General features: G+C 65.9%; 21 protein-coding genes and 2 tRNA genes. 18 read left to right on the forward strand and 5 right to left on the reverse strand.

All coding sequences use genetic code 11. From position 1 onward, the window contains the following. Nucleotides 1-60: 60 nt before the first annotated feature. The 7 genes from ACZ7GX_RS18580 to ACZ7GX_RS18610 all read left to right on the forward strand — a co-directional run bounded on the left by ACZ7GX_RS18580 (nt 61) and on the right by ACZ7GX_RS18610 (nt 7,976). The gene (locus tag ACZ7GX_RS18580) at nt 61-219 is read left to right on the forward strand and encodes a hypothetical protein (RefSeq protein ID WP_498778249.1); all 159 of its coding nucleotides are present in this window, start codon (nt 61-63) and stop codon (nt 217-219) included. Then, on the forward strand, nt 216-2,492 hold the full coding sequence (locus tag ACZ7GX_RS18585; RefSeq protein WP_498778251.1) for a type IV secretory system conjugative DNA transfer family protein: 2,277 nt from the start codon (nt 216-218) through the stop codon (nt 2,490-2,492). Before ACZ7GX_RS18580 ends, ACZ7GX_RS18585 begins: the two co-directional genes overlap by 4 nt. Nucleotides 2,493-2,607: 115 nt before the next feature. Continuing rightward, nucleotides 2,608-3,435, forward strand: coding sequence for a replication-relaxation family protein (locus tag ACZ7GX_RS18590; RefSeq protein WP_498778253.1), 828 nt, complete (start codon nt 2,608-2,610; stop codon nt 3,433-3,435). A gap of 81 nt (nt 3,436-3,516) precedes the next feature. Beyond that, nucleotides 3,517-4,056: a helix-turn-helix domain-containing protein gene (locus ACZ7GX_RS18595; protein ID WP_498778255.1), complete on the forward strand. Its 540-nt coding sequence runs from the start codon at nt 3,517-3,519 to the stop codon at nt 4,054-4,056. A gap of 42 nt (nt 4,057-4,098) precedes the next feature. Next, nucleotides 4,099-5,763, forward strand: coding sequence for a recombinase family protein (locus ACZ7GX_RS18600; protein ID WP_498778257.1), 1,665 nt, complete (start codon nt 4,099-4,101; stop codon nt 5,761-5,763). A 613-nt stretch (nt 5,764-6,376) separates the two neighbouring features. Then, nucleotides 6,377-7,018, forward strand: a complete 642-nt coding sequence (locus tag ACZ7GX_RS18605; protein ID WP_498778259.1) for a hypothetical protein — start codon at nt 6,377-6,379, stop codon at nt 7,016-7,018. Nucleotides 7,019-7,409: 391 nt separating this feature from the next. Beyond that, entirely contained in the window at nt 7,410-7,976 is a 567-nt protein-coding gene (locus tag ACZ7GX_RS18610; protein ID WP_498778261.1) for an HD domain-containing protein, read from the forward strand. Here the strand turns inward: ACZ7GX_RS18610 and ACZ7GX_RS18615 are convergent. Next, nucleotides 7,961-8,434: an NUDIX hydrolase gene (locus ACZ7GX_RS18615; RefSeq protein ID WP_498778263.1), complete on the reverse strand. Its 474-nt coding sequence runs from the start codon at nt 8,432-8,434 to the stop codon at nt 7,961-7,963. The two genes, ACZ7GX_RS18610 and ACZ7GX_RS18615, sit on opposite strands and share 16 nt — an antisense overlap. 10 nt (nt 8,435-8,444) lie before the next feature. Beyond that, nucleotides 8,445-9,188 (reverse strand): DUF5919 domain-containing protein, encoded by a 744-nt coding sequence (locus tag ACZ7GX_RS18620; protein ID WP_498778265.1) that lies wholly within the window; start codon nt 9,186-9,188, stop codon nt 8,445-8,447. Between the two features lie 159 nt (nt 9,189-9,347). Here ACZ7GX_RS18620 and ACZ7GX_RS18625 point away from each other — a divergent pair, with 159 nt between their 5' ends. The 8 genes from ACZ7GX_RS18625 (at nt 9,348) to ACZ7GX_RS18660 (ending at nt 15,918) form a co-directional block, all read left to right on the forward strand. Then, entirely contained in the window at nt 9,348-9,800 is a 453-nt protein-coding gene (locus tag ACZ7GX_RS18625; protein ID WP_498778267.1) for a hypothetical protein, read from the forward strand. A gap of 15 nt (nt 9,801-9,815) precedes the next feature. Next, nucleotides 9,816-10,013, forward strand: a complete 198-nt coding sequence (locus ACZ7GX_RS18630; protein ID WP_498778431.1) for a hypothetical protein — start codon at nt 9,816-9,818, stop codon at nt 10,011-10,013. After that, nucleotides 10,013-10,267, forward strand: a complete 255-nt coding sequence (locus ACZ7GX_RS18635) for an AMED_5909 family protein (protein ID WP_498778269.1) — start codon at nt 10,013-10,015, stop codon at nt 10,265-10,267. Before ACZ7GX_RS18630 ends, ACZ7GX_RS18635 begins: the two co-directional genes overlap by 1 nt. A gap of 52 nt (nt 10,268-10,319) precedes the next feature. Continuing rightward, nucleotides 10,320-10,979, forward strand: coding sequence for a hypothetical protein (locus ACZ7GX_RS18640; RefSeq protein ID WP_498778272.1), 660 nt, complete (start codon nt 10,320-10,322; stop codon nt 10,977-10,979). 383 nt (nt 10,980-11,362) lie between these two features. Continuing rightward, a complete protein-coding gene (locus tag ACZ7GX_RS18645) occupies nt 11,363-12,826 on the forward strand; it encodes an FtsK/SpoIIIE domain-containing protein (RefSeq protein WP_498778274.1) in 1,464 nt (487 codons plus the stop codon). Between the two features lie 26 nt (nt 12,827-12,852). Beyond that, complete coding sequence (locus tag ACZ7GX_RS18650) at nt 12,853-14,427, forward strand: replication initiator (RefSeq protein WP_498778432.1); 1,575 nt, start codon at nt 12,853-12,855, stop codon at nt 14,425-14,427. 16 nt (nt 14,428-14,443) lie between these two features. Beyond that, on the forward strand, nt 14,444-14,665 hold the full coding sequence (locus ACZ7GX_RS18655) for a helix-turn-helix domain-containing protein (protein ID WP_498778277.1): 222 nt from the start codon (nt 14,444-14,446) through the stop codon (nt 14,663-14,665). Continuing rightward, nucleotides 14,662-15,918, forward strand: a complete 1,257-nt coding sequence (locus ACZ7GX_RS18660; protein ID WP_498778281.1) for a tyrosine-type recombinase/integrase — start codon at nt 14,662-14,664, stop codon at nt 15,916-15,918. Before ACZ7GX_RS18655 ends, ACZ7GX_RS18660 begins: the two co-directional genes overlap by 4 nt. On the opposite strand, the gene ACZ7GX_RS18665 is transcribed toward ACZ7GX_RS18660, so the two are convergent. After that, nucleotides 15,887-15,960 (reverse strand) — tRNA-Gly (locus ACZ7GX_RS18665). The two genes, ACZ7GX_RS18660 and ACZ7GX_RS18665, sit on opposite strands and share 32 nt — an antisense overlap. A gap of 61 nt (nt 15,961-16,021) precedes the next feature. Here ACZ7GX_RS18665 and ACZ7GX_RS18670 point away from each other — a divergent pair. After that, nucleotides 16,022-16,095 (forward strand) — tRNA-Pro (locus ACZ7GX_RS18670). A 40-nt stretch (nt 16,096-16,135) separates the two neighbouring features. Here the strand turns inward: ACZ7GX_RS18670 and ACZ7GX_RS18675 are convergent. Next, entirely contained in the window at nt 16,136-16,387 is a 252-nt protein-coding gene (locus ACZ7GX_RS18675; RefSeq protein WP_498778283.1) for a hypothetical protein, read from the reverse strand. Nucleotides 16,388-16,476: 89 nt separating this feature from the next. Beyond that, nucleotides 16,477-17,382: a LysR family transcriptional regulator gene (locus ACZ7GX_RS18680; RefSeq protein WP_498778287.1), complete on the reverse strand. Its 906-nt coding sequence runs from the start codon at nt 17,380-17,382 to the stop codon at nt 16,477-16,479. A 1,177-nt stretch (nt 17,383-18,559) separates the two neighbouring features. Here ACZ7GX_RS18680 and tig point away from each other — a divergent pair. Both tig and ACZ7GX_RS18690 read left to right on the forward strand, forming a co-directional pair. Then, nucleotides 18,560-19,918, forward strand: coding sequence for a trigger factor (gene tig, locus ACZ7GX_RS18685; RefSeq protein ID WP_498778291.1), 1,359 nt, complete (start codon nt 18,560-18,562; stop codon nt 19,916-19,918). Nucleotides 19,919-20,033: 115 nt separating this feature from the next. Further along, the gene (locus ACZ7GX_RS18690) at nt 20,034-20,642 is read left to right on the forward strand and encodes an ATP-dependent Clp protease proteolytic subunit (RefSeq protein WP_073889459.1); all 609 of its coding nucleotides are present in this window, start codon (nt 20,034-20,036) and stop codon (nt 20,640-20,642) included. Nucleotide 20,643: the final 1 nt, after the last annotated feature.

Below are 20,643 nucleotides of genomic sequence, written 5' to 3' on the forward strand. Positions count from 1 at the left end.
TCAAAATCGAACACGAAGCGTGTTATAAACCTTGACGTAGCTAAAAAAGGGAGAGTGCACATGGCACGCCGAAACAAGGCCATCGCCAAAGTGGTGTGGCGCGAAAAGATTGATACCAAGAAGCTGATCGAGGCGCTGGCCGAGATCGCGGTGCGCGAACGTCAGCGCAAAGAAGCCCGTGAACGAAGACCCGAGACCTCGACGGGAGGTGCGGCATGACGCCGGCGCTGGTTGCGCTGTGGCTGGCTGGCCTGGGTGGCTTGAGCCTGTTCGGTTTGGCTGAGCTGGCGCGGCACAAGCGCCAGCTTCAGGACGCCGATCGCGCAAGCTTCGGGCTGTCCTTTCCCCGTGAGGTGACGACTGAACAAGTCGTCGCCGTACTGCGGTCGCTAAGCGGTCTTGGCCGCGATAGCGCTTGGGCGGCCCGCTCCCTGGTGCTTGAGGCCATCGGCACACCGAGCGGTATCGAGCACCGCTTACACGTCCCGGCGGCCTGGGTTGAGCCGGTGCGCTCCCGTCTGTTGGTCGAGCTGCCGGGTTTGGGCCTGGACGAGCTAACCGATGCCAAGCCGTTTGCTTTCACGCGCGGGCTGGAACTGGCCCTCACCGATGAGGTGGCCGCCCTGCGCACGGACAACCCGGCTCTGACGAACCGCTCCCTCCTGACCGCGCTTCAGCCGGTGAAGAAGGGCGAAGTCGTTATGGTGCAGTGGGTTATCGCGCCGCTCGGTGCTGGCCCGCGGCCGGTTAGCCGGGTGCGGGTCCGCCGCACCGCCAACGGCCTCGGTGGCATCTGGGCGGGTTTGTGGTCTGAGGCCGCGGTGACCGCCGAACGGATTAGTCCGGCGCTGCAACGCGCCAAGGTGGCCGAACCGCTCTTTCGCGGCGTCGTTCGGGTCGTCGCCCGTGCGCCGCACCGAGGCCGTGCCCTGCACCTGGTCACCCGGCTGCGCTCGGCGTTGGCAGTGAGTGAAGCGGCCGGAAGCCGTTTGGCGCCCCGGTGGGTCTGGCCGTCACGGGTGGCGAAACAGGCCGCTAACCGGCGCACGCCTCAGTGGTGGGCCGCTAGCGTTAACGCGGCCGAGCTGGCCGCCGCCTCGGCTTGGCCCATCGCTAACCCGACCGTGCCCGGTTTGCCGGTGCGCCGTTCCCGCTGGTTTGCTCCGGCCGTTGAGCTGCCGCGCAAGGGGCGTGTCCTTGGCGACGGCGTCGAGCAGGGCCAGGCGCGGCCGGTGGCGCAAAGCCTGACCCAGGCCAAGACTCATACGTGGGTACTCGGTAAGACCGGTGCGGGTAAGTCCACGTTGCTGGCCAACCTGGCACTGCAAGACATGGCCTTGCCCGAGCGCCCGGCCGTGGTCGTCATCGAGCCCAAGGGCGACCTGGTGAACGACCTGTTGACCCGTATACCCGAGCACCGCCGCAAGGACGTCATCTTGCTCGACCCGGCCAGTGACGTACTGGTGGGCCTTAACCCCATGCGGCTGGACGAGCCAGACCGCGAGTTGGTTGCCGATGAGGTCTACGGCGTCTTCCAAAAGCTGTCGTCCAGTTGGGGGCCGCGCCTCGGTGACGTGCTGTACAACGCCTTGCAGACCTTGGCGCACCAGCCGGACGCGGCGCTAACCGAGCTGCCCTTGCTCCTGGCCGATGACGCCTACCGCCGACGCGCCCTCTCCCGGCTCGGTAACGACGGCTGGGTGCTGCGGTCCTTTTGGGCCGGTTACGACGCCCTCAGTCCGGCCGACCGCGCCAACGTCGCCGCACCCATCTTGACCCGCATCCGCCCCTGGCTCACCCGTACCCGGCTGCGCCACCTCATTGGCGTGCCGCACCCCCGTTGGATGTTCCGCGATGTGCTCAACGACGGGCGCATCCTGTTGGTATCGCTCAACACGGGCCTGCTCGGGCAAGAGACGGTGCGGCTGCTCGGGTCGCTCATCTTCCAAAGCTTGTGGCAGGCCGCGACCAGCCGGGCCAACTTGCCGCACGACCAGCGGCGCACCGCCCTGGTCTACGCCGACGAGTGGCAGGACTACACCCACTTGCCGACCAACCTCGAAACCGCTCTATCTCAGGCGCGCGGCTATGGCCTCGGCTTCGTGCTGGCGAACCAGACTCAGTCGCAGCTTTCGCCCGCCCTTAAGGCAGCGGTCACCGCTCATGCCCGGTCCAAAGTGGTCATGTCCGTTGGCACCGATGACGCCCTGCACCTGGCGCGGGAGATCGGCGGCGGCGTGACGGCGGACGACATCCAAGGTCTTGGCGCACACCAGGCGATTGCCTCGCTTATGGCTGGTGACCAGACCGCCCCTCCGGTGTCACTGCATACCCGGCCCTTGCCTGAACCGACTACGGACCTGGCCGCCATGCGAGCGCTGGTGCGGGAGGGCTTTGGCCTGGACCCGGCCGACGTCGAGCGCAGCTTGCGGGCGCGGCATGAACCGCCGACCCCGGAAAGCACCACCAACCGTCGTCGGAGGTCGTCATGACCGGGCGTCGCTTCGCCTGTCGCTTCGCCGCGCTAACGCGTGGGCCTAACCGCTGGTCAGCGGCGGTGCACTGGTCGATAAGCGCAGGGACTGACGTACGTGTTCGGAGGTTCGTATGACCTCCTCCGCTTCGTCATCCCGCCCTGGCCGGCGCGTCACTCCCGGCCGCCTCGCCTCGCTGGCCGCTCGGCTCGGCGACCGCGACCGACAGATCATCGAGACGCTAACCCTGGTGCGGGTGGCGACCGCCCGCCAGCTCCAACGCCTGTGGTTCACCAACGCCACGCCCCGGTCTAACGCGCGCATGGCGCAACGGACGCTCAAGCGGCTGGCTAGCCTGCTGGTCGTTACCCGGCTGGACCGTGCGCCCGGCGGCATGGGCGGCGGGAGCGCCGGGCACGTTTACGCCCTGGACATCGCTGGTTTGCGGCTGGCCAATCCGAACACCAAAGCGGTTCGTCGGCCCTGGCCGGTATCGCGGCTGTTCCTTGACCATGCTCTCGAAGTCACTGAGTGGTACGTCCGACTGGTTGAAGACCAGCGGGCCGGTGGCGTTGAAGTCGTCGAGTTTGTTGGTGAGCCGCGCTCGTGGCGGTATTACGCCGGGCCGCTCGGTGGCCAGCTCACGCTTAAACCGGACGCCTTTATGCGATTGGCTCGTGACGATTGGGAAGACCACTGGTTCATCGAGGTTGATCGCGATACCGAGCACGTGCCTGCGCTGCGGCGTCAACTGGACCAGTACGTCGCCTATTGGCGAAGCGGTATCGAGCAATCGCGTAGTGAAGTGTTCCCTCGGGTGCTGTGGATTGTACCCAACGAACATCGTAAACAAGAGTTGGTCGACACGCTCGGGCGCTTGCCGGTTGAAGCCTGGTCGTTGTTTCAGGTAGCCGTCAAAGGCGATGCGCTCAAGGTAATGGCCAGCGGCCAGCCGCCCTAAGCGCTTTCAATACTGAAAGATTACTAGTGACAAATCTGTTGCATAGGAGGATAATGTCAACAATCTAAGAGGAATGTCACAATGGCGGGTGAACTCCGCATAGCAACAATCGGGGAACTGATTCGCGAGCAACGCATGGCTCGCGGGCTGATTCAGGCCGAGCTGGCCGAGCGGGCCGGTATTGACCGCATCAAAATGTCGCGGATTGAGAATGACGAGCCACCAGCGCCGACGGCCGTTGAACTCGGGCGTATCGCTGACGTGCTCGGTACGAGCGTCGAACTGTACTTCGCGGCGGCCCATTTTCCGCTGCCCTACAAGGGGTTCTATCCGGAGCCGCACCAGTTCTTTGATCAGAACTACCGCATAAAGCCGACCCGTGACAACTTGCCGAAGATATGCGACCGGGTGAGCGAAACCTACAAGGCGTGGTTGAAGAAGCTTGGTTCTTACAGTCAGGAGAGTATCGACCGTGAAACGGAAGAAGCGCTCTCGAACGTGCTCACTCCCTGGCCGCTCTCGCGGGCGGAGCTTGCCCTCTACGAGTGGTTTCAACTGCTCAAAGAGTACGGCATATGCAGTAAGGCGTGTGAGGCATCGAAGAAGGCCAAGGACGCCTAGCCGCTCGCTATCGACATCCTCAAACCTACAAGGAGGTTCCTAATGTCAGTCACCCCACTGCGCAAGCTCAAGACCGCAGTCATCTATCTGCGTGTCTCGACAAAGAGGCAGGTCAACAAGGGGTACAACCCTGACGGCTACTCCATCCCTGCTCAGGAGACGGCTTGTCGCCAGAAGGCCGACATGATCGACGCCGAGGTTCTGCACGTCTTCATCGACCGCGGTGAGACGGCTAAGACGAGTGACCGGCCGGAGTTTCAGAAGATGTTGGAGTTTCTGGCACTGAACCCGACGGATTACGTCATCGTCCACAAGCTCGACCGCTGGGCGCGTAACCGGGTCGATGACGTGCTCATCGAGCTGGAAATCCAGCGGACGGGCGCAGAACTCGTGTCGGTGGTCGAGAACATCGACAAGACCCCGAGCGGTCAGCTGATGCGTGGCATCATGGCCACGATCAACCAGTACTACTCGGACAACCTGACGGGCGAAGTCCTCAAAGGCATGAACGAGAAGGCCCAGGACGGCGGTACGCCGACCCTGGCGCCGATTGGCTACCTCAATGCCGAGGAGCGCTTGGCAGACGGGCGATTGGTACGCACAGTCGTGCTTGACCCGGAACGCGCCCCGCTCATCAAGGCGGCGTTTGACTTCTATGGCACGGGCAATTACAGCTTCACGACGCTGATCGAGAAGCTTACTCAGCTTGGCTTGCGGACTCGCCCTACGGCAAACCGGCCAGCCAAAGTGCTCAGCACTACCCAGATGAGCCGGATTCTCCACAATCCCTACTACGTCGGTGATGTGACGTGGAAGGGTGTTACCTATGCCGGACGGCATAAGGCCATTGTCTCGCGTGCGCTGTTCGAGAGGGCGCAGGAGGTCATGGAAGAACACGACCGTGCAGGGGAACGCTCTCGCAAGCACCGTCACCACCTTAAGGGCACGGTGTTCTGTGGTCGCTGTGGCTCCCGGCTGACGTTGGACGAGGCAAAGAGCGTCTATCTGTACTACGTGTGCATTGGACGCAAGGCTGGCAACGGCTGCGACTTGCCGTATATCGAGGTCACCGAGGTGGAGGAGCAAGTGGCCGTCGCTTACGACAATTTCAAGATGGCACCTGGAGAGCTAGACGGCTTCAGGCGTGATCTGAAGACGTGGCTTGAGACGACCGGCGCGGAACGCAAGAAAGAGGCGCGCATCCAAAGGCAACGGCTTACGAAGCTCGAAGACGAGCGGTTGAAGCTCGTTCGTGCACACTTGGCCGACGCCATCCCTCTCGACCTGCTAAAAGAAGAACAGCAGCGGCTCAGCCGTGAGAAGTTCCAGGCTGAGCAAGTGCTAGAGAAGCTGGAAGCCGACCACAGCAAGAGCCTGCTGACCTTTGACGAGATAGCCGGGGTGCTCGGCTCCCTGAGCCAGGAGTACTACCTCGGGCTCGACGCTGACGTACAGCGGATGCTCAACCAGGCGTTGATCACGCACGCGCTGATCGACACCGACGGGCGTACCCGACTCCAGCTCTCGGAGCTGGGCTCGGTAGTGGAGGCTGTCCAGAGCAGCCAGCGCTCCCGCCGAAGCGTCACAGAACGTGATGAGGTGCGGACGCTACGTGGCCGAGACGTACAGAACCCGCAGGTCACCGATGTGGCTGCGGGTTCTCATATGTCACATTTGGAGCGGGTGACGGGAATCGAACCCGCATGACCAGCTTGGAAGGTCTGGCAGCGATCAAGCTCCTGACCAGCTAACCCTCTGACCAGCGCCTTCGCTCGTCATCTGCCCGCCCGTATCCCTGATTGACCGCTGTTGCCCCCTGGATGGGGCACGCGGGGGGCACGGTCACGGGACTCCGTCCTATGGTCGTGGTGTCGAAGTCGGAATGGTGAGACGTGATGGGGCCGGAAGCGCTCGCGGGTGCTCCACGGTGCGTCACCTGCTCTCCAAGGTGCCGGACGACGATGGTTCGCGGTGCTACTCGGTCTGCAATTCGCACTCTCCGTAGTGTATTCATAACATTCCGTGAAGCGGTCGAGCCTTTGATGGGAAGGCGTGTCATCCTGTTCCAGCGAGGTGGCCCAGAGTAGGGTGACCAGCTATGGAAGATGAATTTGTTTGGACACCTCCTGGTCTTGACGCGGAAGGGCTTGAGGAGTTTCTAAGCCTGAGGCCAGGGATACCGGAGAGTGCCAATGAATCGATCGGTAGATGGTTGACTGGAAGTAAGTACGATCACGAGTTCGTTGACTGGTCCTTCGCTCTGGAGTTCCAGAGGTCTGCGCGGATTGACCTTGGCTTTCGTGCCGTAAGCAGGGCTAAGGTGTCTGAAATCCTTGAGGTTTTTCGTGGACTAGATCAAGTGGCGCGAACCTGGTTTGTCGATTTCAAGCTTAGTCGAAACCGGGTTGCTGGTAGTCCGCAACATGAGCCTGAGAGTGTTAAGGAAATGAGGAAAATTCTGCGCGACTGCGGATCTAGTTGGACCGTCGGCAAGATTGGGGGCCGGTACAGGCTTGTTGAGGCCATGCCAGCCGCCGTGGTGGATATTGTGGAAGCCACGCTGTCGGCGTCGGACAGAGCGAGTGAACTATTGCGCGCTGCATGGGGCGCTGCCTTCGGTGTCAATCCAAAGCCGAGTCATGCATATTTTGATGCGGTACGCGCCGTGGAAATACTGTCGTGTCCTTTGATTTCCCCCAATGACGGAAGTGCGACACTCGGAAAAGATATAAATGTTCTTCGAAATGGTGGGCAAAAGTGGAAGTTCGTCATGACTGGCTCGAAGAATTCTTCCGCTGTTGAACATCTTGTTGGCATGATGCAACTACTTTGGCACAGTCAAACGGATCGTCATGGACGTGCGGACTATGGGGATGTAACCGTTGAGGAAAGTCAAGCTGCTGTATTGCTGGCTTCGACTCTGATCGGCTGGCTATCTAAAGGATTTCTGGCGCGCGTGTGAGCATCTCGTTAGGTATAGCGTGAACTTGTGGGTATTCCGGTGGCAAGACGGCGGAGCCGTCGCGGCAGTCGATCGCCGTGCCCAGTGCTGGCAGCTGTGTGACCGCGCGATCGTCCCGGCCGTGTTGGCTGGAAGTGGCTCGGCGGCAGTTCGCATCCGCGCAGCGCGCCGCCGTCCCGGCCACGTGCACCGACTCCGCGCACGGCCGACGGGCGGAGCGGAGCGGGAGCCCGGCGTGCCGGGATGCGGGGAGTCGGTGCGAACGTGAGGCGGGACTGGTTGCGCGTCGCCGCAGGCGGCGCGCCTTGATCCTGTAGAGCGGAATTCGGCAGTGCACCAGGTCGGTGGCGGTGAGCTGTCGTGGTGAGGTCTGGCTGCCTAGGGTGAGGGCGTGGATCTCGTCGCATGGGCCTACTCGGTCGCTGAGGACCGGCTTGCCGACTCGCTGCCTCGACGGTGGGTGCACGTGCAAGGTGTTGCGACGCGGGCCGGGGCGGCTCGGCGGCTGTTCGTGGGCCAGGACCAAGAGCTGCTGACGGCTGCGGCTGTGTTGCACGACGTGGGGTACGCACCTGATCTGGCGTTGACCGGCTTCCATCCGCTCGACGGCGCTCGCTACCTTGAACAACAGGGCTTCCCTGAACGGCTGTGTGCGCTGGTGGCGCATCACTCCTGCGCGTGCAGGGAGGCTGAGTTGAGGGGGTTGTCAGCGGAGCTGGCTTCGTGGGAGGACGAGCAGTCTGCGGTGCGTGATGCGCTCTGGTGGGCAGATATGACGACCAGCCCAGACGGTGAAACGATGACCGTGGATGATCGGCTAGGTGAAATCCACAGGCGTTACGGGCCGGAAGACGTCGTGACCGTCTTCATCAAGCACGCTGAGCCCGACCTAAAAGCCGCAGTTGAGAGGACTGAGGAGCGTCTGCGGGCGGCTGGGTTGGGTCACTTGGCGAAGTAGGGCTTCGGCCGGTTCTCGAAGCCGTGTTCGATCCGCACTCGGATCGATGGGTGGATGTTGAGGGAGCTCAAGTCGCCGCGCTGGACCCAGTGGACCTCGCTGGACTCGCTGCTGGTGCGCAGCTCGCCGCCGACCAGACGAGCGCGAAAGCAGATCGAGAATTCCTGGCGAACCTCGCCATCGGTGTACGAGATGACGTGTGCCGGATTCGAGTAGATGCCGATGACGTCGGTCGGTTCGACATCGAACCCGGTCTCTTCCTTGACCTCGCGGATGACAGTGTGGCCGATGGTTTCGCCTACGTCCTGGGCTCCGCCGGGGATGGAGTAGAGGTCGTTGTCGGTGCGGCGGATCATGAGCAGGCGGCCCTGGTCGTCCTGGACGAATGCGGTCACGGCTACGACGATGTTGGTCGCCTTGGGGGCGTTGGGGTCGTTGTAGTGGTCGGTGCGCGCCATGGTTCCTTGCCTACCACTTGGGTGGCTTGGCGTCGTCCCAGACGCCTTGGAAGCTCTCGGCGTAGGTCTCGAAGAGGTCGCCTCCGGAGAGGCGGCGCAGGTGGAGGACCGGGGCGTGAGCTGCCATGAAGCCGTGGACGTGGGTGTTGACCAGCATCTCGTCATCGAAGCGGTAGATCGAGTTGTAGAGCGTGGTGCGGTGGCAGCGGATCTCGGCGTGGCCGGTGTCGGCGAGTGGCTTGAAGAACGCGAGGGCGTTGCGGACCTTGGCGGCGAGGGTGCCCTTGCCGATCCCCTCTTCCTCGCTGCGGCGGGCTACCTCGCGGCTGGCGGGGTCGCCCAGGAGTAGGCGGATCTTGACGCCTGCCTCGGCCTTCTGGCGGAAGGTCTTGATCAGGCTTGGGTTGTCGGTGAGGAACATGCCCGAGTAGATCAGGATCGAGATGTTCATCCGGGCTTGGTCGACCAGGTGGGTCCATTGCTCCTGGGGGACGGAGTGGCGGTGTGGGTAGACCTGCACGACCTCCGATTGGGTGATCTCCTTTTTGGCATCCGGGGCGAGTGCGTTGGGCCAGAGGTAGGTCTCGGCCTCGCGGACCATGGCCGCGATGGTGCGCCGGTGGCGGGGGTACGGGGTCCGGTCGAGGTTGATCCAGCGTTCGACTGTCTTGGGGTCCACGCCGGTGGCCTTGGCTACCTGGTTGATGTCAAAGCCGTTGCGTAGCAACGAGTCTCGTAGGCGTTGGTTCGGCATGGTTCCCCCTGTGGAACGAGTTGGGACGTCTTCAAGCTACCAAGGACGTCTGTAGTTGTCCCGCTGTGCGGTGCTGCCGTCCCGCATTTCTGCCGAAAGTGGTGGGTGTCAAGGTGCTGGACAGAGGGTCCAGCCGACACCGACGTCAGGAGAACGGCTGTGGCGATCTCGGGTGGGAGCAGGCTCCCCACGTCGCACGACTTCGTGTTCCCGCGTGGCGCGCTGGTGATGGGCGTGGAGCCGGTGCTCAAGTTCCAGTCCGCCGAGGAGCGGGCGAAGGGGCTGCCGGTGCAGCAGGAGACGGACAAGGAGACCGGGCTGTTGGTGTGGTCGGTCCTGGTGATCGACCAGGCGGCGGAGCGCAAGGCAGAGGCCGCGGTGACGGTGAAGATTGCGGCTCCGCACCAGCCGGTGCCGCCGGAGGCGATTCCGGGCACCGACGTGCGGCCGGTGGTGTTCGAGGGGTTGACGGTGACGCCGTGGATTGACGACAAGGCGTGCCGGGGCAGCCACGGTGGTGAGCGGCACAGGTGCCGGGCGAAGCTCGGGTACAGCCTGCGGGCGACGGGGATGAAGCCGGTCGTGGTCAAGTCCGCGCCCAAGGCCGCGTGACCCCCGGTGGCTGACATGGTTCGTCTGCATGTCACCGCTGACCTGCCGATTCGGGTTGAGCCGTTGACGTTCGCCGGGAGGGTGGAGATCCGGCTCGGCAACGCGTTCCCGGCGGTGCTGGTCGTTGATCGGGATGCAGTGCCACGTCTCGCACAGGCGCTTGCCGAGGGACAGGCCGCGCTGGGCACCTCGCCGAAGGGTGGGGGTGCGTGATGGGTCGAACGAAGAGGGCCGATCCGTGGGAGGCGGCCTACGCCGTGCCGTTGCTCAAGGACGCCCACGAGGCGGTTACGCATCTCATGCCCGCTCCGGACGCCCCGGCGGATGCGTGGCGGCAGTTCTACCTGCGGTCGGCGGAGGTGTACGCGCGGGTCGCGGAAGTTGATCGGGGTCATCACCACGAGGCGCTGTATTGGGCCAAGCGCGAGCGTGCCAAGGCGGAGGGGGTCGTTTCGGATGAGCGTTGATCGGGCTGTGCGGCGGGGCCGTGGCGGGGCTGGTGGCGGATTGGTACGCGTGGTGCGGGACGGGTTGCCATTGGCCGAGCTGTCCGATGCCGGGTACACGCCGTTCATGTTCGAGGCGGTGATGCGGCACATCGTCGGCTTCCCGCACGAGGAGTGGTCGGTGCGGGCATTGGAGAAGGCGACGAAGATGCCGTACTCCGCGGTGCGTCACATCTGCCGTGACCTGGTCGACCTCGGACACCTGACGGTCGATGAGGGGACGTTGCAGGGTGCGGTGTCCGTGCACCGCCATCGGTTGTCGCCGGAAGGGCTCGCCTACTGGGGTGGGCCGGTGGTGGCACACGACTGGCTGCATGACGCGGACGTGTGGCGTGATCCGCGAGTGGTGCCGGTCATGGGGTCGCGCCTGTCGGCCGAGGACCGGGCGCAGGGTGAGGCGGTGGGTTACTCGCTTCCGGTGCTGTACCGGGTGGCTGACGCCCTGGTGCTGGTGCCCTCGCGGGAGTGGCGCACCGAGGACTTGGTGACGGCGGCCGGTGCGGCTGAGGAGATGGTGCGTCTCGCCTGCCTGGACCTGGTCGCGGCCGGACACGCCTCCGCGCACGAGTGGCGAGAGGACGGCGGAGAGGAACGCGAGGAGACACGGTTCAAGATCACCCTTGCGGGGATGGTGACGTGGTTGCCGTGGATGCCTGATCCGCTCGACTACTAGCCGGTGGTGTGGGCGGGCATCGGATGCGGCGGTGTCCGCCCACATCGGTAGTGACATCTGAAGACGATCACTGACCTGTCGGTCGTGGTCGTCGGTGAACGGACCTCAAGTCTTGGCGGGCCTGGAGCAGTTCACCGACGACACAACGACCGGTCATTCTCGCGCGCTTTCGTTGACACACAAGGGGTTCCGGTCATGTCAAGGCTATCGGTACGTGGGGGTTACGCGTCAAGTCGGCGCGGTGCCCCGTCTGCGTGGAAGCTGTCCAACGGTCGCCCCTGTGGGGCGTGCAAGCGGTTCGGCGTCTACGCGCCCAACCAACTCGTCTGCTGCTCCTGCCTGGGCTGGCTTCCGCTGATCTTCGCCCCCGTGGGGCGTGCGTGATGGGCGGCAAGTGGGTCGACCCGGCTCCGTTTGAGGGCGTCCGGCCTCGGGTGCCGTGGTGGGCGCTCGTACCCGGCAAGGCCAAGTGGATCGCGGCATTGGTGGCGCTGGCGTGGTTGGTGGTCGTCGGGGCCGTGCGCCTGGTGCTCATTGTCGTTCGCTATCCGGTGGTCACGTTGGTGCCGGTGTCGGCGGCCTGGTGCTGGTGGCGGTTCGGGCTCTCGCCGCTCGTGCTGGCCCTGTTGTCGCTGGTCGCGACGTTGCTGATCTGGGCTGGTATGGATCGCGGGTCGTTCCTGCGTCACGGTTGGTACCGGCTGGTGACCGAGTGGCGGCGGTTGACGGTGTACGTGCCGAAGTGGCGCTCGGTGATGCGACTGTCGGACCTCGCGAAGCGGGACCGTGGCCGTGAGTACCGGCCGAAGCTGCGCCGGGTCCGCTCTGAGGGCTGGCGGGACCGGATTCGAGTGCGGATGGTGCCTGCCCAGTCGCCTGAGGCGTGGGAACTGCGCCGGGATGGCCTGGCGCACTCGTTCGGCGCTCGCTCCTGTCGGGTGCGTGTGCTGCGGCCGAGGGTGATCGAGCTGGACTTCGTCCACCGTGACCCGCTGCTGCGCCCTCTGACCGTCCCTGTGCTGACGGATGCCGAGGTGGACCTCAAGCGGGTGGTGGTCGGCCGGACCGAGACCGGCAAGCCGTGGCGGCTGCGGCTGCTCGGGTCTCAGGTGCTCGTCGTCGGCGTGCCCGGTGCGGGCAAGGGCTCGGTGCTCTGGTCGCTGGTGTGGCAGCTCGCCCCGGCCGTCCGTGCGGGCCTGGTCCGGCTGGTCGGGATCGACCCGAAGGGTGGAATGGAGCTGGGGCAGTGCCCGGACGCCTTCGACCGGGTCGTGTACGACAACGGACCCGAAGCCGTTGCCCTGCTTGAGGAAATCGCCGCAGAGGTCAAGGAACGAGCGGCGCGGTACCGGGGTGTCCGGCGGCTGTGGGCACGGTCGACCGGAGAACCGTTCACGGTCCTGATCGTGGACGAGCTGGCGGACCTGATCGCCTACCAGCCGGACAAGCAGCTCCGGGAACGAGCGGTGCGGGCTATCCAGACGATCACCTCCCAGGGGCGTGCACCCGGCTACGCGGTCGTCGGCCTGGTCCAAGACCCGCGCAAGGAAGTCGTCTCCTTCCGTCACCTGTTCAGCACCCGCGTGGCGCTGCGCCTGGACGAGCCGCAACAGGTCGACATGGTCCTTGGGGACGGTGTCCGCCAGCGGGGCGCGGCGGCTCACGAGATCAGCGAAAACACGGCCGGTGTCGCCTGGATCAAGGAGGACGGGCAGCGGGAGCCGGAACGGGCTAGGGCCTTCCACGTCACCGACGCCGACCTGGTCGAGCTGGGCGTGTTCTTGGCTGACGCGGAGGTGCACGACTTCCCGACTCGACCGGACGGCTCGGGGGAGGTCGCGGCGTGAGCGAGTACCTGACTCGTGCCGGCCGGATGAAGCAGCCGGCGGCGCTAGATGTGGCTCGGGCCGTGGCTGAGGAGCACGGCGTGTGTGTCCGGCCGCTGGCCAAGGAGCGGGTCGACCTGGACACCGGGCGAGTAGACATAGTGCCTGTCCCGTGCGGGTCGACCGTGGCGAGTGTGTGTCCGACGTGTGCGGAGAAGAACCGCAGGTTGCGGATGGCGCAGTGCCGCGAGGGATGGCACCTGACCGAGGAACCCGACTTCACCCCGGACCCGCCCAGCGACGATCAGCGGGCACTGACGGCCTATCGGGCTGACCTGGTGAAGGTGTACCGGCAGGCCCTCGAAGAGGGCGACGAGATCGGGGCCGAGGAGGTTCGAGAGGAGGTTGCGGGGGTCGACGCCGAACTTCGGCAGCTCGGAGTCCGCGGTTCGCTCCCCGCTTTGGAGGCGCGTCCAAGGATCACCCGGAAGCGGTCGACCCGGCGGCGGCAGGATGCGCCGAACCTGCCACGGCGGCCGGTCCAGAAGCGCACGGTCGGGCGGGTGTTCGGCGGCAAGTACCAGCCCTCGACCTTTCTGACGCTGACGCTGGACAGCTACGGCAAGGTGCGCTCGGATGGCACGCCTGTCGACCCGGACACCTACGACTACCGGCGGGCGGCTCGGGACGCGGTGCACTTCGCGGCACTGCTGGACCGGTTCGTGCAGAACCTGCGGCGGTGCGTCGGCTGGGATGTGCAGTACTTCTCGACGGTCGAACCTCAGCGGCGACTGGCGCCGCACTGGCACGCCGCTGTCCGGGGTTCGATCTCGCGAGCGGAGCTGCGGGCGGTCGCTGAGGCCACCTACCACCAGGTCTGGTGGCCCAACCACGACGAGATCAAGTACGGCGGCGACAACCGGCCTGTGTGGGACGCGCGGGCGAAGGGGTTCGTTGATCCGGCTACCCGTGAACCGCTGCCTACCTGGGAGGAAGCGCTCGACCAGGTCGACGCTCCCGCGCATGTGGCGCGGTTCGGCGTGCAGGTGCACTCCAAGGGCATCCTCGGCGGCACGGAGGAGGCCGGGCGGCACATCGGCTACCTGACGAAGTACCTGACCAAGAGCATCGGCGAGTGCTTCGACACCCGGACCAGCCGCCAGGAGGACCACGCCGAACGGCTCTGCGCGGAACTGGCCGTGACGCCCTGCTCGCCGCAGTGCCCGGTCTGGCTGCTCTATGGCGTCCAGCCGCGTGGGGCTCGGCTGTCGATGGAGCCGGGCAAGTGCAAGGGCAAGGCGCACAAGCGCTCAACCCTCGGCGTCGCCGGTCGGCGGGTGCTGGTGTCGCGGAAGTGGTCGGGCAAGTCGCTCGCCGACCACAAGCACGACCGGGTGAAGTTTGTTCGGCAGCTCCTGGCCGACGTCGGGATCAAGCAGGACGACCAGCCGACTCGGGTCGTGTGGAACAACGTCCAGCCCGGTGACCCGAACGTGCCGCCGAGACCTCACCTGTTGCTGCGGGCGGTCGCGGAGCGGCGGCGGTGGAAGGCGGAGTACACGGCGGCGCTGCTCGCGTCAGCCGGTGCGCAAGAGAGTTCGGCAACTGACCAAGCGGCTTGATCTGGGGGGATCACCGATGCACGAAAAAGAGCACTTCAGCGTGCCTGAAGCGGCCGAGTACATGAGCACGACGGAGCGCTTCGTCCGGCGGTTGGTCGCGGAGCGTCGCATCCCGTTTCACCGACTTGGGCGACTGATCAGGTTCAAGAAGGCGGACCTCGATGCCTTCATCGAGGCCGGTCGGGTGGAGGCGTTCGATCCGGCTGCCGTTCGGCAACACCTGCGGAGGGCGTCGTGAGCGACAAGCGGCGGAGGTTCGGGCGGGTTCGCCAACTGCCCTCGGGCCGGTGGCAGGCGCGGTACCAAGGGCCGGACGACAGACAGCACACCGCGCCGATGACGTTCGAGCGCGAGAAGGATGCCGACCGGTGGCTTGCCGCCGTGGAAACGGACATTTCGCGCGACGACTGGACCAACCCGGACGCGGGCAAGATCAAGCTGCGGGTCTACGCAGAGGCGTGGATCAAGGAGCGGGACCTGGCGGTGCGGACGGTCGAGCTGTACGACGGCCTGCTCCGCAACCACGTCGGTCCGAGGATCGGTGACGTGATGCTCGCCGATCTCACTCCGTCGCGGGTGCGGCGGTGGCGGAAGGAGATGCAGGACGACGGCGTGGGCGAGGTGACCGTCGCCAAGGCGTACCGGTTCCTGCGGGCGGTGCTTAACACGGCGGCGGCACCCGAGGAACGGCTCCTCAAGCACAACCCCTGCACGATCAAGGGCGGTGGGCAGGAGCGGAGTCCGGAGCGGCCTACGGCGACGTTGAAGCAGGTGTTCCAGGCTGCTGATGCCATCGAGGAGCGGTATCGCCTGATGGTGTTGCTGGCGACGTTCGGCAGTCTGCGGTTCGCCGAGATGGTCGGTCTTAAGCGGCGTGACTTCTCAGTGGTCCATGACGGTGGGCGCACGTTCTGCGTGGTCCAGGTCGAGCGGCAGACCGTCCAGCCGGACTCCGGGCCGCTGTTCGAGGACGATCCCAAAGCCAAGAGCAAGCGGCCGGTCACGCTGCCGCCGTTCCTCGGCGAGGAGATCGAGGGCCACCTGAGCCGGTTCGTGGACGACGACGAAGACGCCTGGGTGTTCGTCGGGCCGAAGGGCGGGCGGCCGAAGCGGAACAACTTCTGGCACATCTGGGACAAGGCGAGGAAGGCGGCGGGGATGCCGGACGTCCACCTGCACGACCTCCGGCACACGGGCAACACGCTGGCGGCGGAGACCGGGGCGACACTTCGCGAACTCATGGATCGGATGGGCCACAGCTCCACCCGTGCCGCGTTGATCTACCTCCACGCGAGGGAGGAGCGGGGGCGGAGCATCGCGGCGGGGATCGAGGCCCTGGTGAGTGCCGAGAAGGGCACGGCAGGTGAGAAGGGGCACGCGAGGGGCACGGAAGATCCGCAGAAAGCAAAAGACCGTCCACGTGGGACGGTCCGTAAGGGCTTTACCAGCAAGAAGAGGCTGGAGCGGGTGACGGGAATCGAACCCGCATGACCAGCTTGGAAGGCTGGGGCTCTACCATTGAGCTACACCCGCATCGCGCCTACCGGGGTGGGCGCGTGGTCAGCTTAGCCGGTCGCGATAGGCTTGGGTGGACCGGGGCGTGGCGCAGCTTGGTAGCGCACCCGCTTTGGGAGCGGGGGGTCGCAGGTTCAAATCCTGTCGCCCCGACGGTCGCCCTGGCCGGCCTCGTGGTTGGTCAGGGCTCTTCTCAGCCGCCCAGCTCGTTGACGGCGGTGGAGATCGTGGCCGCTTGGCGTTCCAGGTCGTCGTCCGACGAGGTCTCGTCGACGCCCCGCCCCAGGAGCTCGGCTCTCGAGAGCAGGAGCATGGCGCCGCGGAAGCGGTCCGCGTCCAGGTCGTCCACCGGGATCACCTCGAGCCTGCCCTCGATCAGGACGAGGTTCGGGTCCGGCAGGTCGGACGTCAGCAGCTCACGCAGGTCACTCGCCTTGACGGTCATGTCTTCGTGCTACCCGGCACCCGCCCCGCGAAACGCGGGCCGTTCTTGAGCACACCCGCGCCCGGGTGCTCAAGAACGGCTCCCCAGTGTCATGCCGGAGTCGCCACCTGCTCGCTGACCACCTGCGCCGCCGCCGACACCAGCGCCGTCACCGACGGGTTGGTGGAGTTGTCCTGGCGCCACGCGAACTGGGTGTAGACCCGGAACGGCGGGACCCAGGGCAGGCGGCGGAGCCTGCCGTCGTCAAGCTCGGCGGCGACCGTCACCTCGGGGACAAGCGAGATCCCCAGACCCGAGGCGACCGCCCGCTTGGCGGCGTCGATCGAGTCGAGCGCCAGCACCGGCGACTTCGACTCGGCTTCCTGCAGGCCCAGGGCCTGCTCGAACTGCTCGTAGTAACTGGCGCCGTTCTCGGCCCGGATGAGCGTGCTCCCACGCAGCTCGTCCTCGGTGATCACCGAACGCCTGGTCAGGGCGTGGGTCGGACCGGCGACCATGACCAACGGCTCCGGGCACAGCACCGTCGTCTCCAGCCCCTCGCGGGGCTCCACGGAGCCGATGAAGAAGGTGCAGTCCAGCCGCCCCTCACGCACCGAGGTCAGGTTGGCCTGGGTGTTGCGCGAGTGGAGTGAGATCTGGACGCTCGGGTAGCGCCAGCACATGTACTCGATCAGTGGTAGCAGACGGTAGTCGGTCAGACTCTGTGCGCTGCCGATGACCAGCTTGCCGTGCGGCTCGCCGTTCATCGTGATCGCTTTCCTGGCCTTGTCGGTCAGGGTGATGATGTTCCGCGCGAAAGGTAAAAGCTCGACACCGGCAGAGGTCATCTGGATGCCGCGCGGAAGTCGTCGGAACAACGGCACGCCGAGGGTCTCTTCGAGTGCCTTGATCCGAGTGGTTATAGTGGGTTGCGAGCAATTCAGCGTGGCGGCTGCCTTGGTGAAACTGCCCGTTTGAACCACAGTTGTGAACGCCAAAAGCTGACGCGTCTCCATGGAGCTCCCCAACGGTGCGTGTAAGTGGTCCACGATGAGGCCTGTGCGGGACGGCATCGTGATCTCTTGTGCGTGGCGGCAGTTGACCTGGCTGCGCTTCTGCGTGCGCGTGGCCTGAGGTCGATCAACATCGCCGCGCTACCGCGAGGGGTGGGACGCGGTGGCCGGCAGGTGCGCCCGGGGCCCGTCGGACCCCGAAGTCGCAGCCGGCGCCCAGTAGTGGTCCTGGGATAGTGTTCGGCAGCGGCGGAATGGATCTCATCGGGTCATCGGCACCTTGTCTGGTAGGTGGTTAAAGAGCTCGATGACATTGTCTCGCTCGTTCCTGTCGGTCCCGGTTGCCGGTTGCGTCCGCTGCTGACCCCCCAGAACGTCCGGCAACGTGAATTATTGCTGGTCCAACATGCGGATCCGGGCGTCACGCTACCTGAAACCCACACTAATGGACTACGGCGGTTGGAGTCATCTCGACAAGTGAAAGTTTTCTGTCGAGCACTACTCCAAACGGCCTCAATTCACTCTTTCTGGCGAACCTCCCCTCGCTGGCGGTCGCCGACTGTTAGTCGGCTCTACGGCATACGTGTTACACGACTCCGCGGTGGCCCCGCTCGGTGATGACGCGCTCCGCCGTGGTCGCGGCTCCCAGTGCCACTCGAATGGCCTAACGAATGACCCTGTCGATCAGCCGTTGAGCCGCATAGGTACCCCCGATCCGCCTCTGGCGAGACCGCGAAATTGCGGTCTCGCGGGTCCGGTCGGGGGATGTCGGCGCGCCGGGCGCGGGTCGGGCGGCACGGAGGTGGCGCGGCGGCGGCCCGGATGCGCCGGGGCCGGGTTAGGAACCACTGTTGTGATTTCCGCCGCGCCGTGCCGGCCCGCCGCGAGGCCGTCCCGCCGGACGTCGGGCGCGCCCGCGAGACGGCACGGTCGCGTGGCCCGAACGGGCGAAATTCCACCGGTGCCGCGAATTCCTGCGGCATACCGCAAAGGGATTCCCGGCGAGCGGGTATTGCCGCGACAATGGTCACGAGGCCCCCGCGCGGCCGGTTGCGGCCCCTCGACCCGGGGTGCTAGCGCCGCCGCGCCGGCCGACCACCTAGACTCAGGCGGAATCCCGTCGCGCCCAGACGCGTTCACGGGGTGTTCCGCACGTCATGCCCGTTACGAGGAGACCACGTTGAAGAGCACCGTCGAGCACCTGAGCCCGACGCGGGTCCGGATCAACGTCGAGGTGCCGTTCGACGAGCTCAAGTCGGACTTCGACCGCGCGTACCGCAAGCTGGCCAAGCAGGTCCGCATCCCCGGCTTCCGCCCCGGCAAGGCCCCCGCCCGCGTGCTGGAGAGCCGCATCGGCCGCGCGCCCGTGCTGGACGAGGTCGTCCAGGAGGCGATCCCGGCCAAGTACCTGGAGGCCGTCACCTCCGGTGAGCTGCGCACCCTCGGCCGCCCCGACTTCGAGGTGACCAAGATCGAGGACGGCGAGTCCCTGGCGTTCACCGCCGAGGTCGACGTCCGCCCCGAGATCACCGTCCCCGCCTTCGGCGAGCTGAGCGTCAGCGTCGACGACCAGGAGGTCACCGACGAGGACGTGGACACCCAGCTCGACGAGCTGCGCGCCCGCTTCGCCACCCTCACCGGCGTCAAGCGCCCGGCGCAGACCGGCGACTTCGTCGTGGTCGACCTGTCGGCGACCGTGGACGGCGAGGAGGTCGAGGAGGCCAAGACCACCGGCCTGTCCTACGAGATCGGCTCCGGCCAGCTCGTCGAGGGCATCGACGACGCTCTGGTCGGCGCCTCCGAGGGCGAGTCCAAGAACTTCACCACGACGCTGGTCGCCGGTGACCACGCCGGCCGCGACGCCGAGGTCACCGTGGTGCTGAACTCGGTCAAGGAGCGCCAGCTCCCCGAGCTGGACGACGAGTTCGCCCAGCTGGCCAGCGAGTTCGACACGCTCGACGAGCTGAAGGCCGACCTGCGCACCCGCCTGGGCCGCGTGAAGAAGATGCAGCAGGGCGTCCAGGCCCGGGACAAGGTGCTGGAGGCGCTGCTGGCCAGCGTCGAGGTGCCGCTGCCCGAGGCCGTCGTCCAGGGCGAGGTCGAGGCGCGGGCGCACGACGCCATCCACGCCCTCGACCACGACGAGGCGCGCTTCGCCGAGTGGCTGGCCGAGCAGGGCCAGACCAAGGAGCAGTTCGACACCGAGGTGCGCGAGGCCTCCGAGCAGGCGGTCAAGACCCAGCTCGTGCTGGACGCCATCGCCGACGCCGAGCAGCTCAACGTCACCGACGCCGAGCTGACCGAGCGGATCATCTACCAGGCGCAGCGCTTCGGCATCAGCCCGGACGAGTACGTCAAGCGGGCCCAGCAGTCCGGCCAGCTCGGCGCGATCTTCGCCGACGTGCGCCGCGGCAAGGCGCTGGCCTCGGTCGTGCGCCAGGCCACCGTGACGGACTCCGCCGGCAACGCCCTCGACCTGGACGAGCTGTTCGGCGAGACCAGGTCCACTGAGGAGCCGGAACCCGCCAACGCGGAGTGAAGCCCTGAGCGAACGCGGGCGGTGTCGGGACGTCGACGCCGCCCGCCTTCGTTAAGGTCGTTGCTACGAGACTCTTTCGGCACAGTTAGTCAGTCGCAAAGATAGGCAGGCAGACGTGACGCAGCACTCTTTCTCGGAGCCCATGATGCGAGCGGCCTCGGGGATGAACCTCAACGACTCGGTCTACGAGCGTCTGCTCCGCGAGCGGATCATCGTCCTGGGGACGCAGGTCGAGGAGAACATCGCCAACCAGATCGTGGCGCAGCTCCTCCTGCTCGCCGCCGAGGACCCGGAGAAGGACATCACCTTCTACATCAACTCGCCCGGTGGCTCGGTGACCGCGGGCATGGCGATCTTCGACACGATGCAGCTGATCGAGCCGGACGTGGCGACCTACGCGATGGGCCTGGCCGCGTCGATGGGGCAGTTCCTGCTCTCCGCGGGCACGCCCGGCAAGCGGCACGCGCTCCCGCACGCCCGCATCCTCATGCACCAGCCCTCGGCGGGCGTCGGCGGCACGGCGGCCGACATCGCGATCCAGGCGGACATGCTGACCCGGACCAAGCACGAGATGGCCGAGCTGATCGCGCAGCACACCGGCCAGCCGGTCGAGCGCATCATCGCCGACTCGGACCGCGACCGGTGGTTCAACGCCCAGGAAGCCCTGGAGTACGGCTTCGTGGACAAGGTGATCACCCGCGCCAGCCAGGCGTCGACCAACTGAC

This window comes from Actinosynnema sp. NPDC037264 (assembly GCF_055603705.1).

Excerpts from the sequence above, each read along its gene's own strand:
- ACZ7GX_RS18595 (WP_498778255.1), top strand. The coding sequence starts at position 3,517 with ATGGCGGGTGAACTCCGCATAGCAACAATCGGGGAACTGATTCGCGAG.
- ACZ7GX_RS18680 (WP_498778287.1), bottom strand. The coding sequence starts at position 17,382 with ATGGAGACGCGTCAGCTTTTGGCGTTCACAACTGTGGTTCAAACGGGC.
- ACZ7GX_RS18675 (WP_498778283.1), bottom strand. The coding sequence starts at position 16,387 with ATGACCGTCAAGGCGAGTGACCTGCGTGAGCTGCTGACGTCCGACCTG.
- ACZ7GX_RS18650 (WP_498778432.1), top strand. The coding sequence starts at position 12,853 with ATGAAGCAGCCGGCGGCGCTAGATGTGGCTCGGGCCGTGGCTGAGGAG.
- ACZ7GX_RS18580 (WP_498778249.1), top strand. The coding sequence starts at position 61 with ATGGCACGCCGAAACAAGGCCATCGCCAAAGTGGTGTGGCGCGAAAAG.
- ACZ7GX_RS18645 (WP_498778274.1), top strand. The coding sequence starts at position 11,363 with ATGGGCGGCAAGTGGGTCGACCCGGCTCCGTTTGAGGGCGTCCGGCCT.
- ACZ7GX_RS18630 (WP_498778431.1), top strand. The coding sequence starts at position 9,816 with ATGGTTCGTCTGCATGTCACCGCTGACCTGCCGATTCGGGTTGAGCCG.
- ACZ7GX_RS18590 (WP_498778253.1), top strand. The coding sequence starts at position 2,608 with ATGACCTCCTCCGCTTCGTCATCCCGCCCTGGCCGGCGCGTCACTCCC.
- ACZ7GX_RS18620 (WP_498778265.1), bottom strand. The coding sequence starts at position 9,188 with ATGCCGAACCAACGCCTACGAGACTCGTTGCTACGCAACGGCTTTGAC.
- ACZ7GX_RS18585 (WP_498778251.1), top strand. The coding sequence starts at position 216 with ATGACGCCGGCGCTGGTTGCGCTGTGGCTGGCTGGCCTGGGTGGCTTG.
- ACZ7GX_RS18615 (WP_498778263.1), bottom strand. The coding sequence starts at position 8,434 with ATGGCGCGCACCGACCACTACAACGACCCCAACGCCCCCAAGGCGACC.
- ACZ7GX_RS18600 (WP_498778257.1), top strand. The coding sequence starts at position 4,099 with ATGTCAGTCACCCCACTGCGCAAGCTCAAGACCGCAGTCATCTATCTG.
- ACZ7GX_RS18655 (WP_498778277.1), top strand. The coding sequence starts at position 14,444 with ATGCACGAAAAAGAGCACTTCAGCGTGCCTGAAGCGGCCGAGTACATG.
- ACZ7GX_RS18635 (WP_498778269.1), top strand. The coding sequence starts at position 10,013 with ATGGGTCGAACGAAGAGGGCCGATCCGTGGGAGGCGGCCTACGCCGTG.